The organism is Listeria ivanovii subsp. ivanovii, from assembly GCF_900187025.1.
Taxonomy (GTDB): domain Bacteria; phylum Bacillota; class Bacilli; order Lactobacillales; family Listeriaceae; genus Listeria; species Listeria ivanovii.
Window position 1 is genome coordinate 78,040 of sequence record NZ_LT906478.1, and the last position, 23,280, is coordinate 101,319.

A 23,280-nucleotide genomic window follows, 5' to 3' on the forward strand; every position below is an offset into this window, starting at 1 on the left:
CAAATATATAGCAACGTTTATAGATGCTATTATCTTCTTTGAGTGACTCTCAAACACTACGTTTGAGAGCTTTTTTGTTTGTGAAATTTTAATATCAATATAGCTTGTTTAAACACTTTTGTTATAGAAAATCAGATTATTTTGTTTTTAAAATAGTATATAAACAAAATGTTTTTTTAATAAGATGTGCATAAAGTTCTTTTATGAAATTTGTAGTATTGAGGGGGAAAAATAATGAGAGAAAATAAGTGGTTAAAAAATTTGTTAGTCATCATGCTAATTATTGTTGGAAGTATGTGTATCAACTTGAGCACGGGAACAAAAGTACAAGCAGAAAGCATTACAAGTCCCGCGCCTATTAATCAACTTTTTCCAGATCCTGCTTTAGCTGAAGTAATGAAAGATACTTTAGGGAAAATGAGTGTAACCGATGAAGTGACTCAAAGTGAATTGGATGAAGTAAAAAGGGTTGATGGAGCACAATTAGGAATAAAAACTATAGAAGGGACCCAATTTTTAAATAAACTAAAAGCATTTATACTAACCAGAAACGAAATTATAGATATTAAACCATTGGCTAATCTGAAAGAATTAGAGGAATTGTATTTAGCTGGTAATAAGATAATAGACGTTAGAAGTTTAGCGGAATTGAAAAATCTTAAAACATTATATTTATTTGGTCAGGTTTATAAAAATACGCCATTAGAGTTTCAGGAACATATTACTATTCCAAATATAGTACGAAAATTATCAGGAAGTTTGATTAAGCCATATTTTATAAGTGATAATGGGGTTTATATGAAACCTAATTTAGTGTGGAATTTGTCAGGGTATCTAAACGAAGTAAGTTATAGCTTTAATTATTTAGTCAAAATTGGAGAAGCAGAAGCTAATTTTTCTGGCAAAGTAATACAGCCATTAGGTGAGTATGACGTTATCGAATATAATAAAGCCCACAGAGCTATAGGCCGTATTAAATCAGGGAGCACACATGATATTTGGTCGCACCCTTATAAAACTCAAGGTTCGAAAATAGTAGGGAATATTTGTAGCTTTATAGGGGAAGACTTACGCATTATAAGAGAAGCAAAAACGACAAGCGGTACCTTTTATCAATTTAGTGTAGCCGGAGATAAAATCGGTTGGGTAGAAGCATCTGCACTAACGATATTTCATCGAGGACCTAAAGGGGAATTAGAAGAGGTTAAAGATCCTAAGGAAGGTGAAAGTTGTCAGTTATTAAATTCAAGAAGAATTCAATTTGAACAAATATTAAAGAATGGATTTCCTGATGGAAAAAAACTAAACCAACATGCTTTCAATTCGCTCTTTAAATCAGGTAGAAAATCTATTACGTTTAAAGAAATTTTAGGTGCATTAATAAATACACCAAATCCTGCAAAAGAAGGAAGTGTCGAATATATTAACCCAATAACAGGGACTTCCGTTTTTGTTAATCCCGATACAAATGAAGTAGTCGGCATTTGGCCAGCATGTTTTAAAAAAAATATGGAGGAAAATCCACAGTGAACACAAAGACCAAATCACATGAAATCACTAGTAAAATAGTTAGAAGGATTTTGTAAAAAGGAAGGAAGACCTTGATTTAAGTATCAGGGTCTTTGTTTTGTCATTATTTAATTTAGCAAATAGAAAAAGTCAAAACTAGTTAAAATTTTAGTATCAATATAGTGAATTCCGTGCCTCTTTTTGTAAAAAACTATTTATATCAGAAAATGTTAACTTTTGTTATATGAATAGTACCTTTTTTTAGCTACAATACATACTTGGAAGACTGAGTGTTTTCAATTTATATAAAGGGAGTGTAAATCGTTAATGAAAAAAGATTGGATGAAAATTTTCTTAATAGGAATGTTAGTAACGTTTATTGTTACATGCGTTAACACAAGTTTAGAAACAAAGGTACAGGCTGCGAGTATTCCACATCCAATGTCAATTAAACAAATCTTTCCAGATCCAGGTCTAGCGAATGAAGTGAAAAGAAGTTTGGGTAAGGAGAGTGTGGCAAGTTTTGTCTCCCAAGAGGAGCTAGATGAAGTACAGAAATTCAATGGAGATAATTGCAACATTCAATCTCTTGAAGGAATGCAATATTTTACTAATTTAAAAGAGCTGTTTCTATCTCATAATCAAATAAGTGACCTTAGTCCGTTAAAGGATTTAACCAAGTTAGAAGAGTTGAGCTTGAATAGAAATAAACTGAAAAAGTTAAACGGGATTCCAAGTGCTTGTTTAGAACGCTTATTTGTAGATGATAATGAACTTAGAGATACTGATTCGCTTGTTCATTTGGAAAATTTAGAAATCTTATCTATTCGTAAAAATAAACTAAGAAGCATTGGGGCGCTTTGCTTTTTACCTAAACTAGAGGTACTGGATTTGCATGGAAATGAACTAAGAAATGTATCTGAGGTAAGGGGATTAAAGAAGATAAACTGGATAGATTTAACGGGTCAAAAATGTGTAAATAAACCAGTGAAATACCAGCGAGAATTGTTCATTACAAATACAGTCAAAGAGCCAGATGGAACATTAATTGCTCCAAATTTTATCAGTAATAATGGAATATATGTAGATGGCTGTGTTATATGGGATTTACCTGTTTACATGAATGAAGTAAGTTATACGTTTAGTGAACTTATCAGTGTTGGAGAAACAGAGGCAATGTTTGATGGAACAGTGGTACAGCCTTTATTTTACAAGGTGTTTGGAAGTTGAGATAGGAATTGTTTCTAAAAAAGAAACTAAAATATATTTAAGCTAATAATAAACACATATAGCGTATTAAATAAATGGTATGAAACGCATATAATTAATCTTGTGGTGAGGAGAAGGAAGATTATCAGCTTGTTTTTTGGAACAGTTATTCTAGTAATAATAGGCTTGTATATCGCATATATCTATGTAAACGAAAATTTATCTATAGTATTGAGTCTAGCTAGCGTGTTTACTTTCTATTATATAATAAGTGTTTATCCAAAAAATAAAGTAGTTACAATAATAATTGTAAATTTAAAAATGGAAGATATTTTTCGCAATTGCATGTCGGTACTACCAAAGAACGCCAATGGACAAAAATCCATTGGCGTTTTTAATAGGTTTAATAACAAATATATAACCAATAATTATATAGCTAGTATTACTTGTGCTTTCGCTGAGAAGTAATCGTGAATTTGTATTCGGAACTTTTATAATAAATATTGGATACTTCAAATGGTATGTTTGTTTCGAGTATACCAATGGACTTGATTTCTAAAATCGGTTTATTTGTAGGTATTTGGAATAAGGCGGCTATTGCTTCATTTGGTAAGATGGGTGTAAATTCTTGCTGACTGCTTTTGATACGGATGCCTTTTTGCTTTTCGATATAGTCATACTTAGAACCTTGCATAATTTCATAAGTTAAATCTGGGAAGAGGGATAGCGGCATAAATGTGTCTTCAACCGCGAAAATGGAATTATTGACGATTCTACTGCGACGAATATAATAGATTCGATCTTGTTCGGAAATTTGAAGTTTTTGGGCAATCTCTTTGGATGGTTTTTGGATTTCATATTGAAGAATTTCGCTTGAAAATACACGGTCTTTCCCGTCCATTTCTTCACCGAAACTTTTTAATTCAAATAAATCGTGGACTATTTTTTCCTTTACATAGGTGCCGCTTCCTTGTACGGATTCTAAGTAGCCTTCATCAATTAATTTAGCTACGGCTTTTCTTACAGTAATTCTACTAACAGAGTATTGGGCGGATAATACAGATTCGGTTGGGATGGTGTCGCCCGTATTATAGGTTTTTTTATCTATTTTTTCTTTTAAATCATTTGCTAATTGGATATATTTAGGGTTATTTTGTTTCATACGAACCTCCATCTTTTATTTGTATTATATCAAATTTAAAAGAGCTATTGCAATTAAAATTTATTTGTTATACAATCATTATGGAAATCTCTTTAATTTGTATTTAAAATATCATGTGAAAGAGGTGTGAAATGACAAAGTTGATTATTAACTCAGATGATTTTGGTTATTCGAGAGGAGTGAATTATGGGATTGTAGATTGTTTTAATCACGGTATTTTGACTTCGACTACGTTAATGGCGAATATGCCAGGATTTTCTCACGCGGTAGAACTTGCCAAGAGCAACAGCGGGCTAGGTGTGGGTGTTCATATGACACTTACTTGTGGCCGGTCAATCTTACAAAACCTAAAGACTATTACAACAGAAAATGGGATGTTCAAGAAACTTGCTCATTATAAAGAAGCAGGTTTTGAGATTGATACTGGTGAGCTTTATCAGGAATGGGACGCGCAAATTCAAAAAGTTTATGCTAGTGGGATTGTTCCTACTCATTTAGACAGTCATCATCATGTTCATACGATGGGGCCATGTATTGAGGTGGCGCTTGAACTTGCCAAGAAATATCAATTGCCTATTAGAAAAAATTTTTTAGACGATGCCAATATTCCATTAGAAGGAATTAAAATAGTGGATTATTTCGTAGATGACTTTGATTATACGGGGTTGCAAAAAGAATTTAACAAAACAGATGAAGAAATGGCGGCTTATTTTGAAAAGTTACTAGAAACGATGTCCCATTTTGAATCAGTAGAAATTATGTGTCATCCAGCTTACTTAGATCGCGATATTATGGAAGGTTCCTCCCTAAATACTGCAAGGGTTATTGAAGCGGACATCTTGATGAATTCTACATTTAGCAAAAAAGTAAAAGAATCAACAACCTTGAAACTTAGCAATTATTCTCATTTATAAAATTTTAGGAGGAGAAAAAATGGCTTTTAAATCAGGGATGCAAACATTAGGGCGCTCTATGTTACTTCCAGTTGTTGCCATGCCTGTATCTGGATTAATCTTACGTTTAGCAGCACCGGATATGTTGAATATACCAATTTTAATGGCAGCAGGGAATGCGGTTTTTGGAAATTTAGACATGTTGTTTGCGATTGGTGTAGCGATTGGATTTGCTAAAGGAAAAGATAAAGGAATTGCGGCTCTAACAGCAGTTGTCGGTATGTTAACACTTCGAGAAGGATTGAAAATCATGAATCCCGACGTTAACATGGGTGTGTTTGGTGGTATTTTCACGGGACTCATGTCAGCATGGTGTTGGAATAAATTCAATAATCAAAAATTACCCCAAATATTTTCTTTTTTCGGGGGGAATAAATTTCCAATTACCATGATTATGCTTGTAAATACGGTTGCTTCTTTACTATTCGGTTGGCTATGGCCATACGCGCAGTCTGGAATTGACTCATTTTCTGGATTGTTACTAGGCATGGGAGCTTTTGGTGTATTCATCTTTGGTTTCTTAAACCGTTTACTCATTCCATTCGGCTTACATCATGTATTGAATACATATGTTTATTATGCAATGGGATCCTATACTGCTGCAAATGGTGAAACATATACTGGAGAAATTCCACGTTTTATTAATGGGGACCCGAGTGCTGGTTTATTTTTAGCTGGATTCTTCGTTATCATGATGTTTGGGATTCCGGGGATTGCCTTTGCGATAACAAAGGCGGCTAAAAAAGATCGGCGTAAAGAAGTGGAAGGCCAAATGATGTCAGGAGCAGCTACTTCTTTTATTGCTGGTATTTCTGAACCAGTAGAATTTAGCTTTATGTTTCAGTCGCCACTTCTTTATTTCATCCATGCAATTTATGCTGGTTTAGCAATGTTTACTTGTTATTTATTTAATATCCATCTTGGGTTTACGTTTGGTTCTTCGCTTATTGATTACATTATTAATTTCAATATCGCGACAAATGCAATATGGATTATTCCAATTGGGATAGTGTTCTTCTTCCTTTATTTTGTTACTTTCTATTTCATTATTACAAAACGGGATGTGAAAACTCCAGGGCGTGAGGATGATATTGAATTTAGTGCAGAGTCAACAAAAGAAGAAGAAGATTTAAATCTTGCAAGTAATAACTACGAATATATTGCGAAGAAAATTTTACAAAATCTTGGTGGGAAAGAAAATATTATTAATTCAGATGCTTGTACAACAAGGTTACGTATGGAAGTTGAAGATATGTCTCTTGTGAATGATGGGAAATTGAAGCAAGTAGGCGCACATGGAGTCATTAAAATAGATGAGCATAATGTTCAAGTGGTTATTGGACTTCAGGTAACTTATGTGCATTTGGAATTAAATAAATTGTTAGATGAATAAGGAGGAAGTAACATGTCCAAAGAAGTGACGGTTACAATTGCTGGAGGAGGAAGTACATACACCCCGGGAATTGTACAAGCTATATTAGAAAATCCAAATCAATTGCGAATAAAAGAATTAAGATTATATGATATTGATCAAGTGCGCCAAGAAAGAATGGGCTACCTTATCCAAGCGTTAATTAAGAAAAATTATCCTTTTTCTGTCCGTTTTTTAGCGACAGATAATCCAGAAGAAGCATTTACAGGTGCGGACTTTGTTTTTTCGCAAATTCGGGCAGGTGGTTTGCAAATGCGTGAAACAGATGAAAAAATTCCGCTTAAATATGGTTGCGTCGGTCAAGAAACATGTGGGGCAGGTGGCTTTGCTTATGGTTTACGTTCTATCAAAGCTTTTTTACCTCTAGTAGAGAAAATTATACACTATGCGCCAGACGCGTGGATTCTAAATTATTCTAATCCTGAGTCAATTGTGTCAGAAGCAGTTGCACGTAAATTTCCAAAAGCAAAAATTATTAATGTTTGTGATATGACGATTTCAATTGAAGAAACAATTTGTTCGGATTTTGGTTATGAACATGCTGATTTTATTCCTGAATATTATGGGTTAAATCATTTTGGTTGGTATCGTTCTATTTATAGCAAAAAAGAAGGGCGCGATATTCTTCCAGATATTCTTCATAAAATGAACAATGGATTGGATGTAGCTGATTTTAATACCGGAGATGCTTCTTGGGCAAGGACTTATCGGATGTTAGGGCAAATGATAACAGATTTTCCAGGTTATTTACCAAATACGTATATGGAGTATTATCTCTATCCGGATGTTGTCGTAGCAGAGGCTGATCCTAATCACACTCGTGCAAATGAAGTAATGGAAGGCCGTGAAACAAAAGTTTATGCTTTAGCGGAAAAATGTATGACTGGTGAGAATAACTCAGATATTGAACTGAACTTTGGTAGTCATGGGCAATATATTGTAGATATTGCTACATCGCTTTTGAATGACGAACATCGTCGTTTTATGATTATTACACCTAATCGAGGCTCTATACCAAATATTCGTCCAGATGCCGTAGTTGAAGTGCCAGCCTATGTTTGTGCAAAAGGAGTGGAACCAATTGCTTTAGATGCTATTCCGGATTTTCATAAAGGATTGATTGAAGCCCAGTGTGCCGCAGAGAAATTACTTGTAGATGCTTTCTTTGAGGAAAGCTATTTGAAGGCATTACAAGCATTTACACTAAATCAAGCAGTTCCTTCAGCCACTGTTGCAAAAAAAATGCTTCATGAATTTATAGAAGTAAATAAAGATTTTTGGCCAGAATTACGCTGATTCTTTAGTCCGAAGCAAGTATATATCTTACAACTTAAGTATATACTTGCTTTTTTTATGAGTCTAATGATGGAAGGGGAAAATTTGAATGAAAAAGGTATGGAAGGTTAATACATCTATACTACTTGTATTAATGACTTGTGCATCACTATTCACTTTTCAAACAGATACTGTAAAGGCCGCCTCAGGAACAGATTGGGAAAAAGTGCAACAACTAATGGATGAGTTTCAAGCAGATGCCACTTGGAGTGACACTAAATATTCTGGAGCAATTACAGGACGAATGCCGAGCACAGCAGTTCTTGGTAACGGGGATGTTGGTGTCACCTCATATGGAAATGCCACAGAAAAAACGTATTTACTATCTTCCAATAATTTTTGGAGTGATAATACCCGTTATTTTGGTTATCGTGGTAGGAATCCACAAATCATCACTGGTGGTGGGTTAACGATGAAAGAAGGCCTAGCTCGTGATCCCAATAATCTAGCTTTTAATATGAATACTACGAGTTCGCCAGCAGCTGAAAATCATGAAGGGAAATTAGCGACACAAGGGCTTTATTCTAATGATTTAAGTAATGCGGGAGAAACTTTTACAGGATTTGAAGCTAAGAATACGGACTCGCCTGCTTGGATAACTATTCAGCTTTTAGGTTATGAAAGGTTTGATCGTTATGTAATTAGGCATGATAATTTCACATCAAAAAAAGGAAAGAATCGCAATACGGAGTCCTTTAAGATTCAAATTTTACCAGAAGGAAAGAGTCTAAGTACTGCTACAGATGCAGATTGGCAAACGCTAGATACAGTAACTAGTAATACTGCTGATGAAACGGATAAAAAATTAGCGAAACCAGTGACTGCGAAATATATCCGGCTACTAATTGATAAGGCGACGGCGGATAGTGGCGATGGTATAGCTCGGATAAGTCAATTGGAACTTTATGATAATAATGATACTTACAAAATGCCGGTTGTTGACAATGCTCCGTCTACACATCCAAAAGACTTAGCTTATGGAATGCCTGCGAGTGCCTCTTCGGAAACAAAGGGGTTTGAAGCAAGCAAAGCCGTTAATGGAGCTTACGAATGGCAAAGTAAGGAAGAAACAGAAAAATTTGCTGGCTGGGTTTCAGAGGCAGAAAAGGAACAAACATTAACGATAGATTTAAAACGGAAGCAACAATTCAATCGTTGGACCGTAAAACACAATAATAGTACTGCTGAAAATGGTGCCAATTTAAACACAAAAGACTTTTATTTGGAAATCAGTTCTGATAATGAAAATTGGACTAAAATTGATGAAGTTATTGGTAATATGGCAGACACAACCGATCGTCGGCTATTGTATCCTTATGAAGCTAGATATGTGCGTTTGCATATTACAAAGCCAAGTGATGAGCCAATAAATACAGCAAAAGCGCGAATCAGCCAATTGGAACTTTATAATGACAAAAATGCTGAAGATAGCATTGCGACAAACAGTACAATTACTGCAACAACAGCTATGAAAGGGCGGACAGTATTATTGATGACAATTGGGAGCAAATAGAAAATGGTTATAACGATTATAGTGGATGGATTAGCAACCCAGGAATGCCCCAGTCTTTCACTATTGATTTACAAGCAGATAAAGAATTTAAAGAAATAGGAATTGTGAATGCAGGAGACATTGGTCTGGTCAATTCATTAGTAGCAAGTGGGAATAACAATGCGCGTAATTATCAAAACTTTAATACCAAAAACATGAAAATTTCTATTAGCGAAAATAAAATCGACTGGCAAGAAATAAAAAATATCACTAATAATCAAGCGGGGCGTATTAATATTCAACTACCAGAAAAAGTTACAGCAAGATATGTGAAAGTGGAAATACTTACTGGACAACAAACAGGAACCATTTCTTCCCAACGTGCTCGCGTTGCTAAAATGTATCTATTCGCTTCCCCGGGATACACTTTGCCAATCGATTCTGGCTCACCACAAGCCACACAACAAGCCAGTGAAACAAAACCTTTAAAAGCTGCTAATACAGCATTTCAAGAAAAAATGGATATTGCTAAAGCTGAAATAAATACTGAAATGACAATTGGATCAGCACCAGTCAGCATTAACAATTGGTTGTCAGCAGAAAATAATATTATGGTTACAACCGTTGAGTCAAAAGCGAAGACAGATCAAGCTATCGAGATCAATCCATGGGCAAAAAACACAGTGGCATACCAAACACCAGCTAATGGGGATAACACTAAAGCCTCTAAACCAGAAACTACTACCAAATCAGGTGTCTCGGGTGATGTAACTTGGGTTTCGCGAAGGTCTAATATAAATGATGATATAGTCACACCAAAAGGCAAAACTAAACAAGAAAAATATCAAGCTGGTTTTATGAGTGAATTTGCAATCGCTACAAAAATACTTGGTGGTAAAGGAAGCGTTGATGCGGAGGATAACACTGGTAAAATCTATACTGTTCTTCCAGCGGGGAAAAAAATCACGATCGTTTCCGCAATTAACACAGTAGGCGATCAAAAAATAGATGCTCCAAACGGTAAAGATGGAAAGGCAGTTCAAGGAGCAGTGAAATCTTTAGAAAGTTTTAATACAGAAACAAGCATTGCCAAGGAACGTCAAAAAACGCTCGATTGGTGGAAAAATTACTATCTTCAATCCTATGTAGATACAGGAAACACCAAGCTTAATAAAACTTACTACGGTTCTCAATATATTTTTGGTTCAGCAACTAGAGCAGGAAAAACCGCACCTGGTTTATATGGTCCGTGGATTACGACTGACCAGGCAAACTGGCAAGGTGACTACCATTTAAACTATAATTTCCAAGCGCCTTATTACGGATCTTATTCGAGTAACCGACTCCTTGAGTTTTCCGAACCGATGTTTTATGAAGCAATTCGTTATATGAATACAGGCATCAAAAGGGCTTCAGATCCAGCTGAATTAGAATCAATTTCTCCTTGGTATTACAGTACAAGAAAAGATGAAAACGCTTTTAAAAATGGGTTCAATGATTCGCTCCTCTTCACAGTTGGAATAGTACCCTATATAGATGATAAGACAAAGGGAAGCTATTTAAATCAAACAATTGATGCCCTGTTACTTGCATCTCAAATTGGCGCATACTACGAATACACACAAGATGACGAGTGGATGTTTACCAAAATCGAAACGCCTAATGGCACATACTCGCCGTATGATTTCCTAACAAAGGTAGGTAATTTCTACAAAATTTGGCTAGAAAAACGAAATCCTAGAATAGACCAAGAATATATCAAAGACAATCCATCTGGTGTAAAAGGTAATACGCTGGCCACAAAATATACAGCTAATTACGCAAAATATCCTCCCTACTCAGGTGGTAAAAATTACACTTATGTTTTATTTGACGGTTCCCATGAGAGTTCCTTTGAGTTTAACCCAACTGTTGCTGTAGGAAATCTACAATACTTGATGGATAATTTGGTAACCATTAGTAAAAATAATCAACTTTCCGAAAGTACCTATGCAGATTGGAAAGATATCGCAACCCATTTAGTTAAACCAGAAACAGCAATTTATGAATATAATCAAGCAACTAGTTGGAAGACTAGCTCAAATTACTTTGGTAAAGAAATTTTTGGGCTTTCTGAAGACAGATACGTACGGCCAATTTCCGCAACGGTAGAATTAGAGTTTGTCATGCCGGGAAATCAATTAGGTTTTGATTCTGAATCTAGACTACTGGAAGCAGGCCGAAACACAGTAGATGTTATGGGAAATGACGGTAGTCCAGGCTGGGCATCAAATAACAATACACCGAAAATATTTACACAAGCAGCAAGATTACAATATGATGCCGCAACTTTACGAAGCAAGATTATCACAAATGTCACTAATAAGATGGATAAGAATTATTATGTAAACGATAATACTCATGGTTGGGAGAAAGCAGGCATCATCGAATCTATCAATAATATGATGCTCCAAAGTAGTGAGGGGATTATGAAACTGTTCCCTGTTTGGCCAGAAAACACTAATGGTGAATTCCGTCAAATTAGAGAAAAAGGCGCATTTTTAGTCTCTGCCAAAATGACGAATAACAATATTTCCGATATGGAGATTACTAGTGAGAAAGGAAATGACGTGAAAGTAGTCAATCCGTACCAAAATGAAAAAGTTCGTGTATTAAATTCAAAAAATAAAGTGATTCAAGTAAGTTACGGTACAACAAAAAATAGCACCCAAAAAGAAAGTACTAGCCAAGAAAAGAAGCTAGAAGAAACAGTCGACTTTAAAACGGAAGCCGGTGAAACGTATCGAATCATAAAAGCCACTGTTGAAGATAATGCAAAGGATGCCTTAGCAGCTATTTTAAAGGACATAAATGATCCTAGCAAAGGCTTTCTAGTTGGAACAACAGCTACGCAAATTAAAGCGGTAGAAGAGCTAATAAACCAACTCCCTGCATCTGAGACGAAATTAAAATTGCTAAATACTCTCGCAACAGCGCAAAAAAACATAGGAGAAAAGGATCCGCCGTCAACTGAAGGTAACGCTGCCGGAATAGTCGAACCTAGCAATGGCAATGGGGGAGGAAATACAATTATAAAAGAAAATCTAACTACAAAAAAACCAGTTGCTACTAATACCATGAAGAAAAATTTACCACCCACTGGAGATAGTGGCTTCATACCGGTAGTAGCTGGTGGGGGGATCATTTTAGCAACACTCGGATTGATTCACCGTACTTATCAATAAAATTATACTAAAAGGAGGCTTTATAAATGGAGATAGAAGTACTAAAAGATTTAATATGTGATGTCTGTCATAAAATGTGGCAACAGGGTTGGGTTGCGGCAAATGATGGAAATGTTACTGCTAGGTTAGAAGAGAATATGTATATTGCAACGCCAACAGGAATTAGCAAGAGTTTTATAACTCCTGATAAATTATTATTAATTAATGGGAAAGGGGAATTGCTCGAAGAAAATCCTGAGGGGTATCGCCCGTCAAGCGAGATTAAAATGCATTTGCGTTGTTACGAGGAACGAGAGGATGTTGGCGCGGTTGTTCATGCCCATCCCCCGACTGCTACAGGATTTGCTTTAGCACAAATACCACTTGACTCGTACTCCCTTATTGAGAGTTCTATCACTATCGGTTCTGTGCCAATTACACCATTCGGGACACCATCAACTATGGAAGTTCCTGAGGCGATTACCCCATACTTACCAGAACACGATGTACTCCTTCTTGAAAATCATGGAGCGTTATCGGTTGGTAGTGATTTAATTACAGCGTACTACCGGATGGAAACCTTGGAATTAGTTGCAAAGACAATGTTTGTTGCTCGTATGCTGCGAGGCGGGGAAGTGGAGAAAGAAATTCCGCGTGAAAATCTGGAGCGCTTATTTAAAATGCGTGGAAATTATAAAATCACAGGGAAACACCCCGGCTATAAGAAGTACTCGAAATGAGGTGAAAGGCGATGGTGAAAAAAGTTCTCGCATTTGATTTCGGAGCATCTAGTGGACGAGCCATACTAGGCAGTCTTAACGGAACTAAATTACAAATCAAAGAAATTTATCGCTTTGAAAATAATCCTATCACCAAGGAAGGAACGCTTTATTGGGATATCATAGCTTTGTTTTCAGAACTAAAGAACGTTTTAAAAGTTATCGGAAATGACAAGGACTTAATCAGTATAGCTATTGATACTTGGGGAGTTGATTATGGTTTAATTAATCAAAAAGGTGAATTAATGCAGAATCCAGTGCATTACCGAGATAGCCGCACAGATAATATAACGGCCGATATAAGCGATTCTTATCTTGAAACACTTTATGAATTAACAGGCATTCAGCAACTTAATATTAATACATTATTTCAACTAATGGCCGAAAAGCGAGACCATCCGACTGAATTCGCGCAGCTTGAGAAGATTTTATTAATGCCTGATTTATTCAACTACTTCCTAACTGGAAAAATCGTAGCTGAAAGAACCATTGCCTCGACAACGCAGCTTTTTAATCCCTATACGAAGCAATGGGAGGAAAAGGTATTTCAGCTTTTCGGATTGCCTGAAAAAATAATGCCTGATTTGATTTCTCCAGGTCAGATGATAGGTACTTTATCTTCTGTTCTTGCTAACGAATTGTCTATTCCTAATATTCCAGTAGTAGCAGTCTGTAGTCACGATACAGCTAGTGCAGTTGTAAGTGTTCCAGAGGTAGAAGATAAGCCTTTTCTGTTTATTTCATCTGGAACATGGTCGCTTGTTGGGACAGAACTTACTAATCCGATAATTAATAGTACAGCACGTTTTTATAATTTAACCAATGAAAGTGGCTTAGATTCAACGACCCATTTTTTAAAAAACATGACTGGGCTGTGGATCATTCAAGAAGTTAAGCGCCAATTAGAGCAAGAAGGAAAATTTTACTCTTATGACGAAATAAATACATTAGCTACACAAGCGAGAAAATGTGTCTGCTTGTTAGATACGGATGCTGTAGCTTTCCTTAAACCTGGAGATATGGTGAGGCGAATTAAGACCTACGCCCGAAAAACAAACCAAGAAATTCCGGCAACCGATGGAGAAATTTTCCGCTGTGTGTATGAAAGTTTAGCGATGAAGTATGTCCAAGTAAAACAAGAAATAGAAGAAATAACAAAAAATAAATTCACTAGAATCTATATTATTGGAGGGGGATCGAAAGCGGAACTTTTATGTCAACTGACAGCAGATTTTGCCGCGGTAGAAGTAATTACTGGTCCAGTTGAAGCATCCGCCATTGGGAATGTGGCAGTTCAATTTATGGCATCAGGAGACATAGAATCATTTGCAGGCGCAAGGGAGTTAATTCAAGCATCTTTTCCTATTAAACGCTATACCCCTATAATTCAAAAGGAGGAAGGTAGATGCTAAAGAATATTCCAGCTAACTTATCACCAGATTTATGGAAAGTTTTGATGGAAATGGGACATGGGGATGAAATTGTCCTTGCAGATGGTAATTTCCCAAGCAGCCAACTCGCGAATCGACTAATACGAATGGATACAGTAGGCACTTTAGAGTTGCTAGAGACGATTCTAACCTATTTTCCATTAGATACTTATGCAACCGCCGCGCTGATATTAATGAAACCAGTAAATGATGATAAGGAACCAGGGATTTGGGACGATTTTAAGCAGTTATTGATAGATAAAAACTCGGAGAACCAGTTTATTGAGTTAGAAGAGCGTTTCGATTTTTATGAAAGAAGTAAGAAGAGTTATGCCATAGTAGCAACCGGCGAAACAGCTGTTTATGCCAATATTATTTTAAAAAAAGGTGTCGTTGTACATCATCAAAACAAGGAGGAAGTGAAACATGACAAACTATCCAGCAATCGGTATTCGGCCGACAATTGATGGCCGCAGACGAGGAGTGAGAGAATCACTTGAAGAACAAACGATGACAATGGCGCAAAGTGTAGCTGTATTATTAGAAAAAACGTTAAAATATCCTAATGGAAAACCAGTTCGGTGTGTGATTGCTGATCAAACAATTGGAGGAATTCATGAAGCTACTCTAGCAAAAGCCAAATTTCACAAGGAAGAGGTTGGTTTAACGATTACCGTTACCCCGTGTTGGTGTTACGGTACTGAAACAATGGATATTGATAGTCAAATTCCTCATGCCGTTTGGGGGTTTAATGGTACAGAACGACCAGGAGCAGTCTATTTAGCAGCTGTATTATCGGCATTTGCTCAAAAAGGAATTCCAGCATTTGGTATTTACGGGCGAGACATACAAGATGCAGGGGATACGACCATTCCAGATGATGTTGCCGAGAAATTGATTCAATTTTCCCGCGCAGGATTAGCTGTATCTTTAATGAAAAACCAAGCTTACTTATCTATTGGAAATGTTTCTATGGGAATTGCCGGATCAATTGTTAAAGATGATTTTTTTCAAGAATATTTAGGGATGCGTAATGAATATGTTGACATGACAGAATTTGTTCGTCGGATTAACGAAGAAATATATGACAAAGCAGAATTTGAAAAGGCAAAGAGCTGGGTGAAAGAAAATCTGGAACAAGGTGCAGACAACAATCCAGTGCATTTACAAAGTAAGCCGGAAAAAGCCCGAGAAGAGTGGGATACAAGCATTAAAATGGCGCTGATTGGTCGAGATTTAATGGTAGGAAATAAAAAATTAGCAGAGGCTGGCTTTGAAGAAGAAGCGGCAGGTCATCATGCTATTTTGTCAGGTTTTCAAGGACAACGACAATGGACTGATTATTTTCCCAATGGTGATTTTATGGAAACAATTTTAAATAGTTCGTTTGATTGGAATGGTCCACGTGCACCATATTTAATGGCTACTGAAAATGATAGTTGTAATGGCGTATCAATGTTATTTAATTATTTATTAACTAATACAGCGCAAATTTTTGCCGATGTACGAACATACTGGAGTCCGGATTCGGTAAAACGTGTCACTAATTATGATTTAGAGGATCATGCTAAAAATGGAATTCTTCATTTAATTAATTCTGGCTCTGCTGCGCTTGATGGAGCTGGAAGAGAAGTTAACGAGGGTGTTCCTGTTATCAAGCCTTTTTGGGAAATTACTGGGCAAGAAGTGAAAAATACGTTGGCACATACAAAATTTCGACCAGCTTCTAAAGAATATTTTCGTGGTGGCGGGTTTTCCACGAATTATTTAACGACAGGTGGAATGCCGCTAACTATGGCTCGCTTAAATATAGTGAAAGGACTAGGACCAGTACTCCAAATTGTAGAAGGTTATTCAGTTAAGCTCCCAGAAAAAGTGCATCAAGTGCTGGATGAACGAACGGATCCCACTTGGCCAACGACATGGTTTGCACCAATTTTAACTGGGGAAGGAGCATTTTCAGATGTGTACCAGGTGATGAATAACTGGGGTGCAAATCATGGGGCAATATCATATGGACATATTGGTGCCGATTTGATTACACTTGCTTCGATGCTAAGAATCCCAGTGAATATGCATAATATCGAGGGGGAAAAGATTTTCCGTCCCCGTGTTTGGTCAATGTTCGGGACGGCCGGCTTAGAAGGTGCTGATTTTAGAGCATGCCAAAACTTCGGACCTATCTATAAATAGGATTCTGAATAATTACAAAGCACAGTAACTAGAAGCTATAACTAGTTATTGTGCTTTGTTGTTTTTAATTTAAATAGCGCCTTAATTTATCTTTGTCTTCTTCGGTTAATTTTTCAACATCAGCTATTATTTGCGCAATATCTTTTTCGCTAGAGATAAAAAAAGAGGTTGTGATACTGGTGACAACACCTATAATACCAATACCTAAAAGCATCAAAACTCCTGCAATGCCACGCCCCCAATTAGTTATTGGAGATAAATCACCATATCCAACTGTAGTAACCGTTACGATGGTCCACCAAAAAGCATCCGCGTAGGAGTTTATATCTGGTTCTATTATAAAAATAGGAATGGGTATAATTAGTAACAATATTAACAGAGCAATAAATATTTTATGTAGATTTTTCTCTTTTAGAAATAAAAAAACTGGTGTGAAATATCTGCTTCCGATACTGCTAAGTCTTAATATTCTCAGTGCCCGAACTGCTCGGAATATCGAATCAAGTGGGATAAGTGCAATTAATTCAATCCAATGCTCTCGTACATAACGCATCTTTTTAGGCGCTTTAATGAAAAAATACATATAATCAACAAAGAAAATAAACCAGATGATAACATTTAAAACTTGAACAACTAGATTGTTGAATGGCAGTGTAAATAAGGACAGGATGACCAAAGAAAACATAGCGATTTCATACCATAATTTATAATTTTTAGAACTCATATTATACTTCTCTCCGTTGACTTATTTGTATTCCCCCTCATTATATAATTCCTAATATTATACATCAAGAGAATATTTTATATTTTTTGAATTGTAGCTTGTATCTTAATTTAGTAAAGAAAGGCTTTCGTTTAGTGCAAGTTCTGGGTAAAGAGAGCTAACAAAATGAAGTAAAAACCATGGTTAGTACTATAATCATTATCTGTTCAGTGATTTTTGCCTTAAAATGGGTAATAGACATAAATAATATTGTGGAAATGGTTAAAGTTGAAGGAGTTGTTTATGTTGTGACTACTGAACCTGGAAAGAAAAAGGATGCTTTAGATATAGAACACAAAATTAAAAAGTATTTAACCCCAGAAAAAGATTTTACATCTACTGAGTTAAATATTGGTACAGAACTTTATGCAGTTAGAAATGAGGAAGATTTTCCAAGAAATATTTATTAAAAACAAAACGACATATTTTGCATTGCTTCAGAAGCTATAAATGCTGATAATTAAACTAACTAATCAATCTTGAGGAATCTAAAGAAGTACTTAATTCTACTTTAAGAGATAATTTATTTATGTTGATAGCCTTGAAATGTTTGAGATAGAATTTTACAAAAACTATTCAGGCAGCCAATTTCTTTAAAGAAAAGAATAAAGCAAAAGCCAAATGATTTTGCTCACTTGGCTTTTACTTTATTATGTGTAAATACGTTCAAAAATGTAAGACCCTTCACTTTGTCTCATTCTTCTCTGTAACTCTATATTACCTTGGATAGAGTTTTTCTATTTATTTCTATCTGTATTTAATGGTTTATTCCCGAAATCAAACCATTTTTATACCCACCAATGGCCGAAAAGAAAGGCTACTGAACTTGTGAAATACCTAAACATCGCATTCAACCCCTAACTGATTTTATTATATTACCAATAGGTTATCATGGTATACTAAAGAAAAAGTCAAATTGAGTATTAAATTACTCATAAATAGAAAAGAGGTGTTTGCAGTATGAATAAAACTATAGGAGATACAGTTAAATACATTAGAAAAGCTAAAAATATTAATCAAAAGAATGTCTGCCTAAATAATATATCTAGAAGCACACTTGTAAAAATCGAAGGGAACAAAACAAATCCAACAGTACAGACTTTTGAGCACATATTAAAACAATTAGGAGTAGGGTATGATGAATTTTCATTTGTACTTAATAATTTTCAGCTTAGCGAAAGGCAAAAATTATTAGAGAAATTCAATAATATTAACACTAGCATCCGACTTAAACAATGGTTAGCGCTAGAACAGGAAATGAAACATTATCTTCTTATAGAGCCAGATCCAATTATTCAAGAGTATTTACTTATAGTAAAAGCTTTAATAACGATTGAAAGTGAAGATGATTATGTAAAAGCCGCACAATTCGTATCACCAATTTGGGAGCGTATATCCAAAAATGATGTTTGGTTTATGGATGATATACAGCTTTTAACATGCATATTTTTTATGTTTGATAGTCAAGTCGCATTAACAATTAGTCAGCGTCTAATTAAACAAACAGAGAAGTATCAACATGTAGCTAATATTAAGCGTATTCGAACTAATACACTAATGAATATCAGTACCTTGCTTTTAAATCAACAAGATTATATCAATGCTTTGAACTATATAAATTTAACTATTCAGAATGCAAAAGAAAATGAATACTACACATTGTGGCTTTTCAGCAAAGGAACAAAAGGTATTTTACTATGTCTACTCAATAAACATTCTGAGGGCCTTCCTCTAATCAAAGAATCTATTAAACTGTTGAATGGTTTAGAGCAAACTGATATTGCAGATGCATTAAAAAAAGATGTAAAAAACTATATCAATATGGATATCCAAAACTAAGTATTCATCTAGCTAAAGACTATAGAGAGAATGAGCAATCATTTTATCTATAGTCTTTATTTTAAAATACACTACTTTTTCAGACCAAAAATTCTGTATCAACAACCGATACACTAACTATATTACTAAATATCAAAAATGTTTTATCGTTGATATAATAACGCTTCAAGGGCAAAACACTAAAGTTGGCACAAAACTTGCTTCATATAAAGCGGGTAGCAAAATAAATGAATTATATTAGGAGGGAAAAAGATGGTAGGAATTATCCTCGCAACTCACGGTGAATTCGCTGAAGGCATTCTGCAGTCCGGAACAATGATTTTCGGAGAGCAAGAAAATGTTAAAGCAATCACTTTGATGCCAAGCGAAGGTCCTGAAGATATCAAAGCTAAAATGGAAGCTGCAATTGCATCCTTTGATAGCCAAGATGAAGTTTTATTCTTAGTGGATCTTTGGGGAGGCACACCATTCAACCAAGCAAACGGCCTTTATGAATTACATAAAGATAAGTGGGCGATCGTAGCAGGGCTCAATTTGCCAATGTTGATCGAAGCTTTCTCATCACGTTTTACAATGGAAACTGCGCATGAAATCGCAGCTAACATCCTTGCACCAGCTAAAGAAGGCGTTCGTGTTAAACCGGAAGAACTACAACCTCAAGAAGCAGTTGTAGCACAACCAGAAGCAGAAATTGCTACAGTTGGTGACGGCAAAATCGAATTTGTTTTAGCACGTGTTGATTCTCGTTTACTACATGGTCAAGTAGCCACTGCATGGACAAAAGCTACACATCCAACAAGAATCATTGTAGTTTCAGATGCTGTTGCTAAAGATGATCTTCGTAAAAAATTAATCGAACAAGCAGCACCACCAGGAGTAAAAGCCAATGTTATCCCAGTCAGCAAAATGATTGAGATTGCAAAAGATCCACGTTTCGGCAATACAAAAGCACTTTTATTATTCGAAAATCCTCAAGATGTTTTACGCGCAATTGATGGTGGCGTAGAAATCACTCAAGTAAACGTTGGATCAATGGCTCACTCAGTCGGTAAAGTAGTTGTTAGCAAAGTACTTTCCATGGGACAAGACGATGTCAAAGCCTTTGAAGAGTTAAAAGCAAAAGGGGTTAAATTCGATGTTCGTAAAGTTCCAAATGACTCAAGTGCGAACATGGAAGAAATTCTTAAAAAAGCAAAACATGAATTAAAGACACAATAAAAAATTAAAATAGGAGGTTTATTATGTCTGTCATATCAATAATTTTAGTAGTACTTATTGCATTTTTAGCAGGTATTGAAGGTATTTTAGATGAATTTCAATTCCATCAGCCATTAATTGCATGTACATTAATTGGACTCGTAACAGGTAACTTAACAGCATGTATCATCCTTGGCGGAACACTACAAATGATCGCACTTGGATGGGCAAACATCGGAGCAGCCGTAGCACCAGATGCCGCGCTTGCCTCAGTAGCTTCAGCAATTATATTAGTTTTAGGTGGGCAAGGAGTAGCAGGTATTCCTTCCGCAATTGCTATTGCAATTCCACTAGCAGTAGCAGGACTTTTCTTAACAATGATCGTTCGTACATTAGCAGTTCCAATCGTTCACTTGATGGACCGGGCAGCTGAAAAGGGGAATATACGGAGTGTAGAGTGGTTACATATTTCCGCGATTTGTATGCAAGGTATTCGTATCGCGATTCCAGCAGCAGCACTTTTATTCATTCCAGCAGACAGCGTTCAAAATTTCCTAGAAGCAATGCCAGCTTGGTTAACAGATGGTATGGCAATCGGTGGAGGAATGGTAGTAGCAGTTGGTTATGCACTTGTTATTAACATGATGGCTACAAAAGAAGTATGGCCATTCTTCGTAATTGGTTTCGTAGTAGCTGCAATTTCTCAGCTAACACTTATCGCAATTGGTGCTCTAGGTGTTGCGTTAGCTCTTATTTACCTAAACCTATCTAAAATGGGTGGCGGTAATTCAAACGGTGGCGGAGGCGGAAACTCAAGAGATCCACTCGGCGACATATTAAACGATTATTAATTAAAAAAGGAGGAGAAGAGAATGGCAGAAAAAATCGAATTAACAAAAAGAGATCGCTTACGTGTAGCATGGCGCTCTACGTTCATCCAAGGCTCTTGGAACTATGAACGTATGCAAAATGGTGGCTGGGCTTTCTCCATGATTCCCGCTATTAAAAAATTATATAAATCAAAAGAAGACCGTTCAGCAGCGTTAAAACGTCATTTAGAATTCTTTAATACACATCCTTACATTGCATCGCCAATTCTTGGTGTAACACTTGCGCTAGAAGAAGAACGTGCAAATGGAGCAGAAGTGGATGATGTAGCAATTCAAGGGGTTAAAGTTGGTATGATGGGACCTCTAGCTGGTGTTGGTGACCCAGTATTCTGGTTTACAATTCGTCCAATGTTAGGAGCATTAGGTGCTTCTCTTGCCTTGAGTGGAAACATTCTTGGACCAATTTTATTCTTCGTTGCTTGGAACGTCATTCGTTGGGGCTTCATGTGGTATACACAAGAATTTGGTTACAAAGCAGGTTCGAAAATTACTGATGACCTTTCTGGAGGCTTACTGCAAGATATTACAAAAGGTGCCTCGATACTCGGGATGTTCGTGCTCGCCGCCTTGGTACAAAGGTGGGTAAATATCCAGTTTGCTCCAATAATCTCGAAAGTTAAACTGGACGACGGTGCGTATATTGATTGGAGTCATCTTCCACAAGGCGCGCAAGGTATCAAAACTGCCTTAGAACAACAACAAGCAGGTTTAGCTCTTTCCGAATATAAAGTAACAACCTTGCAAAATAACTTGGATAGTTTAATCCCAGGACTTGCAGCAGTAGCACTTACATTCTTATGTATGTGGTTACTTAAGAAAAAAATCAGCCCAATTATCATCATCTTAGGACTATTTGTAGTTGGTATAGTTGGTCATTTAATCGGGCTTCTGTAAAAATAAGTTGATTCAAAAGAGGCTGGCGGTGCAATCACTAGCCTCTTTTGATTTTAAGTGTATGACACAAGTAAACGAATGCGGTATAATAAACAAAACAAGCGAAAAGAAATGGAGCGAATATAGTTGGTTCAATCGATTAATACAAAGGTAGATTTAACAATAGATGCCACCGCTTATACAGGGCTCACAGATTATGGGAAAATTATGATTGGCGATAAAGGCTTCGAATTCTTTAACTCACGCGATGTGCGGAAGTTTGTCCAAATCCCGTGGGAAGAAGTCGACCAAGTTATCGTTTCAGTTATGTTAAAAGGCAAGTGGATTCCGCGTTATGCTATTAAAACTAAACGCAATGGAACCTACACATTTGCTTCAAAAAAACCTAAAGATGTTTTGCGAGCGATAAGAGTATATGTCGACCCAGCTAACATGGTGAGTTCGCTTAGTTTCTTTGATGTTATGAAGCGCTCGTTTCGGTCGATATTTAGCAAGAAGAAAAACAAGCAAGCAAAATAGACGGATACTAAAAGTTTTGATAGGCAAATTTTGTCTGTTGAAGCTTTTTTTTGTAGATAATCATTGAGCAGACTGGATATTTTGTTACAATAGATGTACCAAAAGGAATCAAAGGAGGAATCAGAATATGGCACAGCCGAAAATCTACACGATGTCATTTGCTAGCGTTTACACTCTTTATATAAAAAAGGCAGAGAAAAAAGAACGAACAAAAGAAGAAGTAGATGAAATTATTTATTGGCTAACAGGTTATGACGAAGCTACACTACAAAAAGCTGTCGACGAAGAAATTAACTTCAAAACTTTCTTTGAACAAGCCCCAAAAATGAACCCGAACGCTTCGCTAATCACAGGAGTTATTTGTGGCTACCGAGTGGAGGAGATTGAAGAAAAACTAATGCAACAAATTCGCTATTTAGACAAACTAATTGATGAACTTGCTAAAGGTAAAAAAATGGAGAAAATACTTAGAAAATAAACC

General features: G+C 36.0%; 20 protein-coding genes. 18 read left to right on the forward strand and 2 right to left on the reverse strand.

Annotation, left to right across the window (positions count from 1 at the left end; translation table 11 throughout):
- Positions 1–234: 234 nt before the first annotated feature.
- Both CKV67_RS00365 and CKV67_RS00370 read left to right on the forward strand, forming a co-directional pair.
- The gene (locus CKV67_RS00365) at positions 235–1,530 is read left to right on the forward strand and encodes a GW domain-containing glycosaminoglycan-binding protein (RefSeq protein WP_025279685.1); all 1,296 of its coding nucleotides are present in this window, start codon (positions 235–237) and stop codon (positions 1,528–1,530) included.
- Between the two features lie 306 nt (positions 1,531–1,836).
- The gene (locus CKV67_RS00370; RefSeq protein ID WP_014091640.1) at positions 1,837–2,739 is read left to right on the forward strand and encodes an Ig-like domain-containing protein; all 903 of its coding nucleotides are present in this window, start codon (positions 1,837–1,839) and stop codon (positions 2,737–2,739) included.
- Between the two features lie 421 nt (positions 2,740–3,160).
- Here the strand turns inward: CKV67_RS00370 and CKV67_RS00380 are convergent, their stop codons facing one another.
- Positions 3,161–3,880: a GntR family transcriptional regulator gene (locus CKV67_RS00380; RefSeq protein WP_014091641.1), complete on the reverse strand. Its 720-nt coding sequence runs from the start codon at positions 3,878–3,880 to the stop codon at positions 3,161–3,163.
- A gap of 131 nt (positions 3,881–4,011) precedes the next feature.
- Between CKV67_RS00380 and CKV67_RS00385 the strand changes: the two genes are divergently transcribed.
- The 9 genes from CKV67_RS00385 to CKV67_RS00425 all read left to right on the forward strand — a co-directional run bounded on the left by CKV67_RS00385 (position 4,012) and on the right by CKV67_RS00425 (position 16,697).
- Positions 4,012–4,794, forward strand: coding sequence for a carbohydrate deacetylase (locus CKV67_RS00385; protein WP_014091642.1), 783 nt, complete (start codon positions 4,012–4,014; stop codon positions 4,792–4,794).
- Between the two features lie 19 nt (positions 4,795–4,813).
- On the forward strand, positions 4,814–6,226 hold the full coding sequence (locus CKV67_RS00390) for a PTS transporter subunit EIIC (RefSeq protein ID WP_025279687.1): 1,413 nt from the start codon (positions 4,814–4,816) through the stop codon (positions 6,224–6,226).
- A 12-nt stretch (positions 6,227–6,238) separates the two neighbouring features.
- Positions 6,239–7,561 (forward strand): family 4 glycosyl hydrolase, encoded by a 1,323-nt coding sequence (locus tag CKV67_RS00395; protein ID WP_025279688.1) that lies wholly within the window; start codon positions 6,239–6,241, stop codon positions 7,559–7,561.
- Between the two features lie 88 nt (positions 7,562–7,649).
- Entirely contained in the window at positions 7,650–9,113 is a 1,464-nt protein-coding gene (locus CKV67_RS00400) for a discoidin domain-containing protein (RefSeq protein WP_014091645.1), read from the forward strand.
- Complete coding sequence (locus CKV67_RS00405; protein WP_258380591.1) at positions 9,110–12,316, forward strand: discoidin domain-containing protein; 3,207 nt, start codon at positions 9,110–9,112, stop codon at positions 12,314–12,316. Before CKV67_RS00400 ends, CKV67_RS00405 begins: the two co-directional genes overlap by 4 nt.
- Before the next feature lie 26 nt (positions 12,317–12,342).
- A complete protein-coding gene (locus CKV67_RS00410; protein WP_025279689.1) occupies positions 12,343–13,035 on the forward strand; it encodes a class II aldolase/adducin family protein in 693 nt (230 codons plus the stop codon).
- Between the two features lie 11 nt (positions 13,036–13,046).
- On the forward strand, positions 13,047–14,486 hold the full coding sequence (locus CKV67_RS00415; RefSeq protein ID WP_014091648.1) for a rhamnulokinase: 1,440 nt from the start codon (positions 13,047–13,049) through the stop codon (positions 14,484–14,486).
- A complete protein-coding gene (locus CKV67_RS00420; RefSeq protein WP_014091649.1) occupies positions 14,480–14,971 on the forward strand; it encodes an RbsD/FucU family protein in 492 nt (163 codons plus the stop codon). The genes CKV67_RS00415 and CKV67_RS00420 overlap by 7 nt, the downstream gene beginning before the upstream one ends.
- Positions 14,931–16,697: an L-fucose isomerase gene (locus CKV67_RS00425; RefSeq protein ID WP_014091650.1), complete on the forward strand. Its 1,767-nt coding sequence runs from the start codon at positions 14,931–14,933 to the stop codon at positions 16,695–16,697. Before CKV67_RS00420 ends, CKV67_RS00425 begins: the two co-directional genes overlap by 41 nt.
- A 64-nt stretch (positions 16,698–16,761) precedes the next feature.
- Here CKV67_RS00425 and CKV67_RS00430 read toward each other — a convergent pair whose 3' ends face one another.
- The gene (locus tag CKV67_RS00430; RefSeq protein WP_014091651.1) at positions 16,762–17,421 is read right to left on the reverse strand and encodes a potassium channel family protein; all 660 of its coding nucleotides are present in this window, start codon (positions 17,419–17,421) and stop codon (positions 16,762–16,764) included.
- Between the two features lie 179 nt (positions 17,422–17,600).
- On the opposite strand from CKV67_RS00430, the gene CKV67_RS00435 reads away from it, so the two are divergent.
- The 7 genes from CKV67_RS00435 (at position 17,601) to CKV67_RS00465 (ending at position 23,277) form a co-directional block, all read left to right on the forward strand.
- Positions 17,601–17,870, forward strand: a complete 270-nt coding sequence (locus CKV67_RS00435; RefSeq protein WP_014091652.1) for a hypothetical protein — start codon at positions 17,601–17,603, stop codon at positions 17,868–17,870.
- A 550-nt stretch (positions 17,871–18,420) separates the two neighbouring features.
- The gene (locus CKV67_RS00440; protein WP_014091653.1) at positions 18,421–19,299 is read left to right on the forward strand and encodes a helix-turn-helix domain-containing protein; all 879 of its coding nucleotides are present in this window, start codon (positions 18,421–18,423) and stop codon (positions 19,297–19,299) included.
- 252 nt (positions 19,300–19,551) lie between these two features.
- Complete coding sequence (locus CKV67_RS00445) at positions 19,552–20,517, forward strand: mannose/fructose/sorbose PTS transporter subunit IIA (protein ID WP_014091654.1); 966 nt, start codon at positions 19,552–19,554, stop codon at positions 20,515–20,517.
- A 23-nt stretch (positions 20,518–20,540) separates the two neighbouring features.
- Positions 20,541–21,347 (forward strand): PTS mannose/fructose/sorbose transporter subunit IIC, encoded by an 807-nt coding sequence (locus CKV67_RS00450; protein ID WP_003745096.1) that lies wholly within the window; start codon positions 20,541–20,543, stop codon positions 21,345–21,347.
- Positions 21,348–21,368: 21 nt separating this feature from the next.
- Positions 21,369–22,280, forward strand: a complete 912-nt coding sequence (locus CKV67_RS00455; protein ID WP_014091655.1) for a PTS system mannose/fructose/sorbose family transporter subunit IID — start codon at positions 21,369–21,371, stop codon at positions 22,278–22,280.
- Between the two features lie 126 nt (positions 22,281–22,406).
- Positions 22,407–22,799: a DUF956 family protein gene (locus tag CKV67_RS00460; protein ID WP_025279691.1), complete on the forward strand. Its 393-nt coding sequence runs from the start codon at positions 22,407–22,409 to the stop codon at positions 22,797–22,799.
- Positions 22,800–22,926: 127 nt separating this feature from the next.
- The gene (locus CKV67_RS00465) at positions 22,927–23,277 is read left to right on the forward strand and encodes a DUF2200 domain-containing protein (protein WP_014091657.1); all 351 of its coding nucleotides are present in this window, start codon (positions 22,927–22,929) and stop codon (positions 23,275–23,277) included.
- Positions 23,278–23,280 lie beyond the last annotated feature (3 nt).

Excerpts from the sequence above, each read along its gene's own strand:
- CKV67_RS00380 (WP_014091641.1), bottom strand. The coding sequence starts at position 3,880 with ATGAAACAAAATAACCCTAAATATATCCAATTAGCAAATGATTTAAAA.
- CKV67_RS00385 (WP_014091642.1), top strand. The coding sequence starts at position 4,012 with ATGACAAAGTTGATTATTAACTCAGATGATTTTGGTTATTCGAGAGGA.
- CKV67_RS00445 (WP_014091654.1), top strand. The coding sequence starts at position 19,552 with ATGGTAGGAATTATCCTCGCAACTCACGGTGAATTCGCTGAAGGCATT.
- CKV67_RS00440 (WP_014091653.1), top strand. The coding sequence starts at position 18,421 with ATGAATAAAACTATAGGAGATACAGTTAAATACATTAGAAAAGCTAAA.
- CKV67_RS00420 (WP_014091649.1), top strand. The coding sequence starts at position 14,480 with ATGCTAAAGAATATTCCAGCTAACTTATCACCAGATTTATGGAAAGTT.
- CKV67_RS00410 (WP_025279689.1), top strand. The coding sequence starts at position 12,343 with ATGGAGATAGAAGTACTAAAAGATTTAATATGTGATGTCTGTCATAAA.
- CKV67_RS00455 (WP_014091655.1), top strand. The coding sequence starts at position 21,369 with ATGGCAGAAAAAATCGAATTAACAAAAAGAGATCGCTTACGTGTAGCA.
- CKV67_RS00450 (WP_003745096.1), top strand. The coding sequence starts at position 20,541 with ATGTCTGTCATATCAATAATTTTAGTAGTACTTATTGCATTTTTAGCA.
- CKV67_RS00370 (WP_014091640.1), top strand. The coding sequence starts at position 1,837 with ATGAAAAAAGATTGGATGAAAATTTTCTTAATAGGAATGTTAGTAACG.
- CKV67_RS00365 (WP_025279685.1), top strand. The coding sequence starts at position 235 with ATGAGAGAAAATAAGTGGTTAAAAAATTTGTTAGTCATCATGCTAATT.
- CKV67_RS00400 (WP_014091645.1), top strand. The coding sequence starts at position 7,650 with ATGAAAAAGGTATGGAAGGTTAATACATCTATACTACTTGTATTAATG.
- CKV67_RS00390 (WP_025279687.1), top strand. The coding sequence starts at position 4,814 with ATGGCTTTTAAATCAGGGATGCAAACATTAGGGCGCTCTATGTTACTT.
- CKV67_RS00430 (WP_014091651.1), bottom strand. The coding sequence starts at position 17,421 with ATGAGTTCTAAAAATTATAAATTATGGTATGAAATCGCTATGTTTTCT.
- CKV67_RS00435 (WP_014091652.1), top strand. The coding sequence starts at position 17,601 with ATGGTTAGTACTATAATCATTATCTGTTCAGTGATTTTTGCCTTAAAA.
- CKV67_RS00395 (WP_025279688.1), top strand. The coding sequence starts at position 6,239 with ATGTCCAAAGAAGTGACGGTTACAATTGCTGGAGGAGGAAGTACATAC.
- CKV67_RS00415 (WP_014091648.1), top strand. The coding sequence starts at position 13,047 with ATGGTGAAAAAAGTTCTCGCATTTGATTTCGGAGCATCTAGTGGACGA.
- CKV67_RS00425 (WP_014091650.1), top strand. The coding sequence starts at position 14,931 with ATGACAAACTATCCAGCAATCGGTATTCGGCCGACAATTGATGGCCGC.
- CKV67_RS00465 (WP_014091657.1), top strand. The coding sequence starts at position 22,927 with ATGGCACAGCCGAAAATCTACACGATGTCATTTGCTAGCGTTTACACT.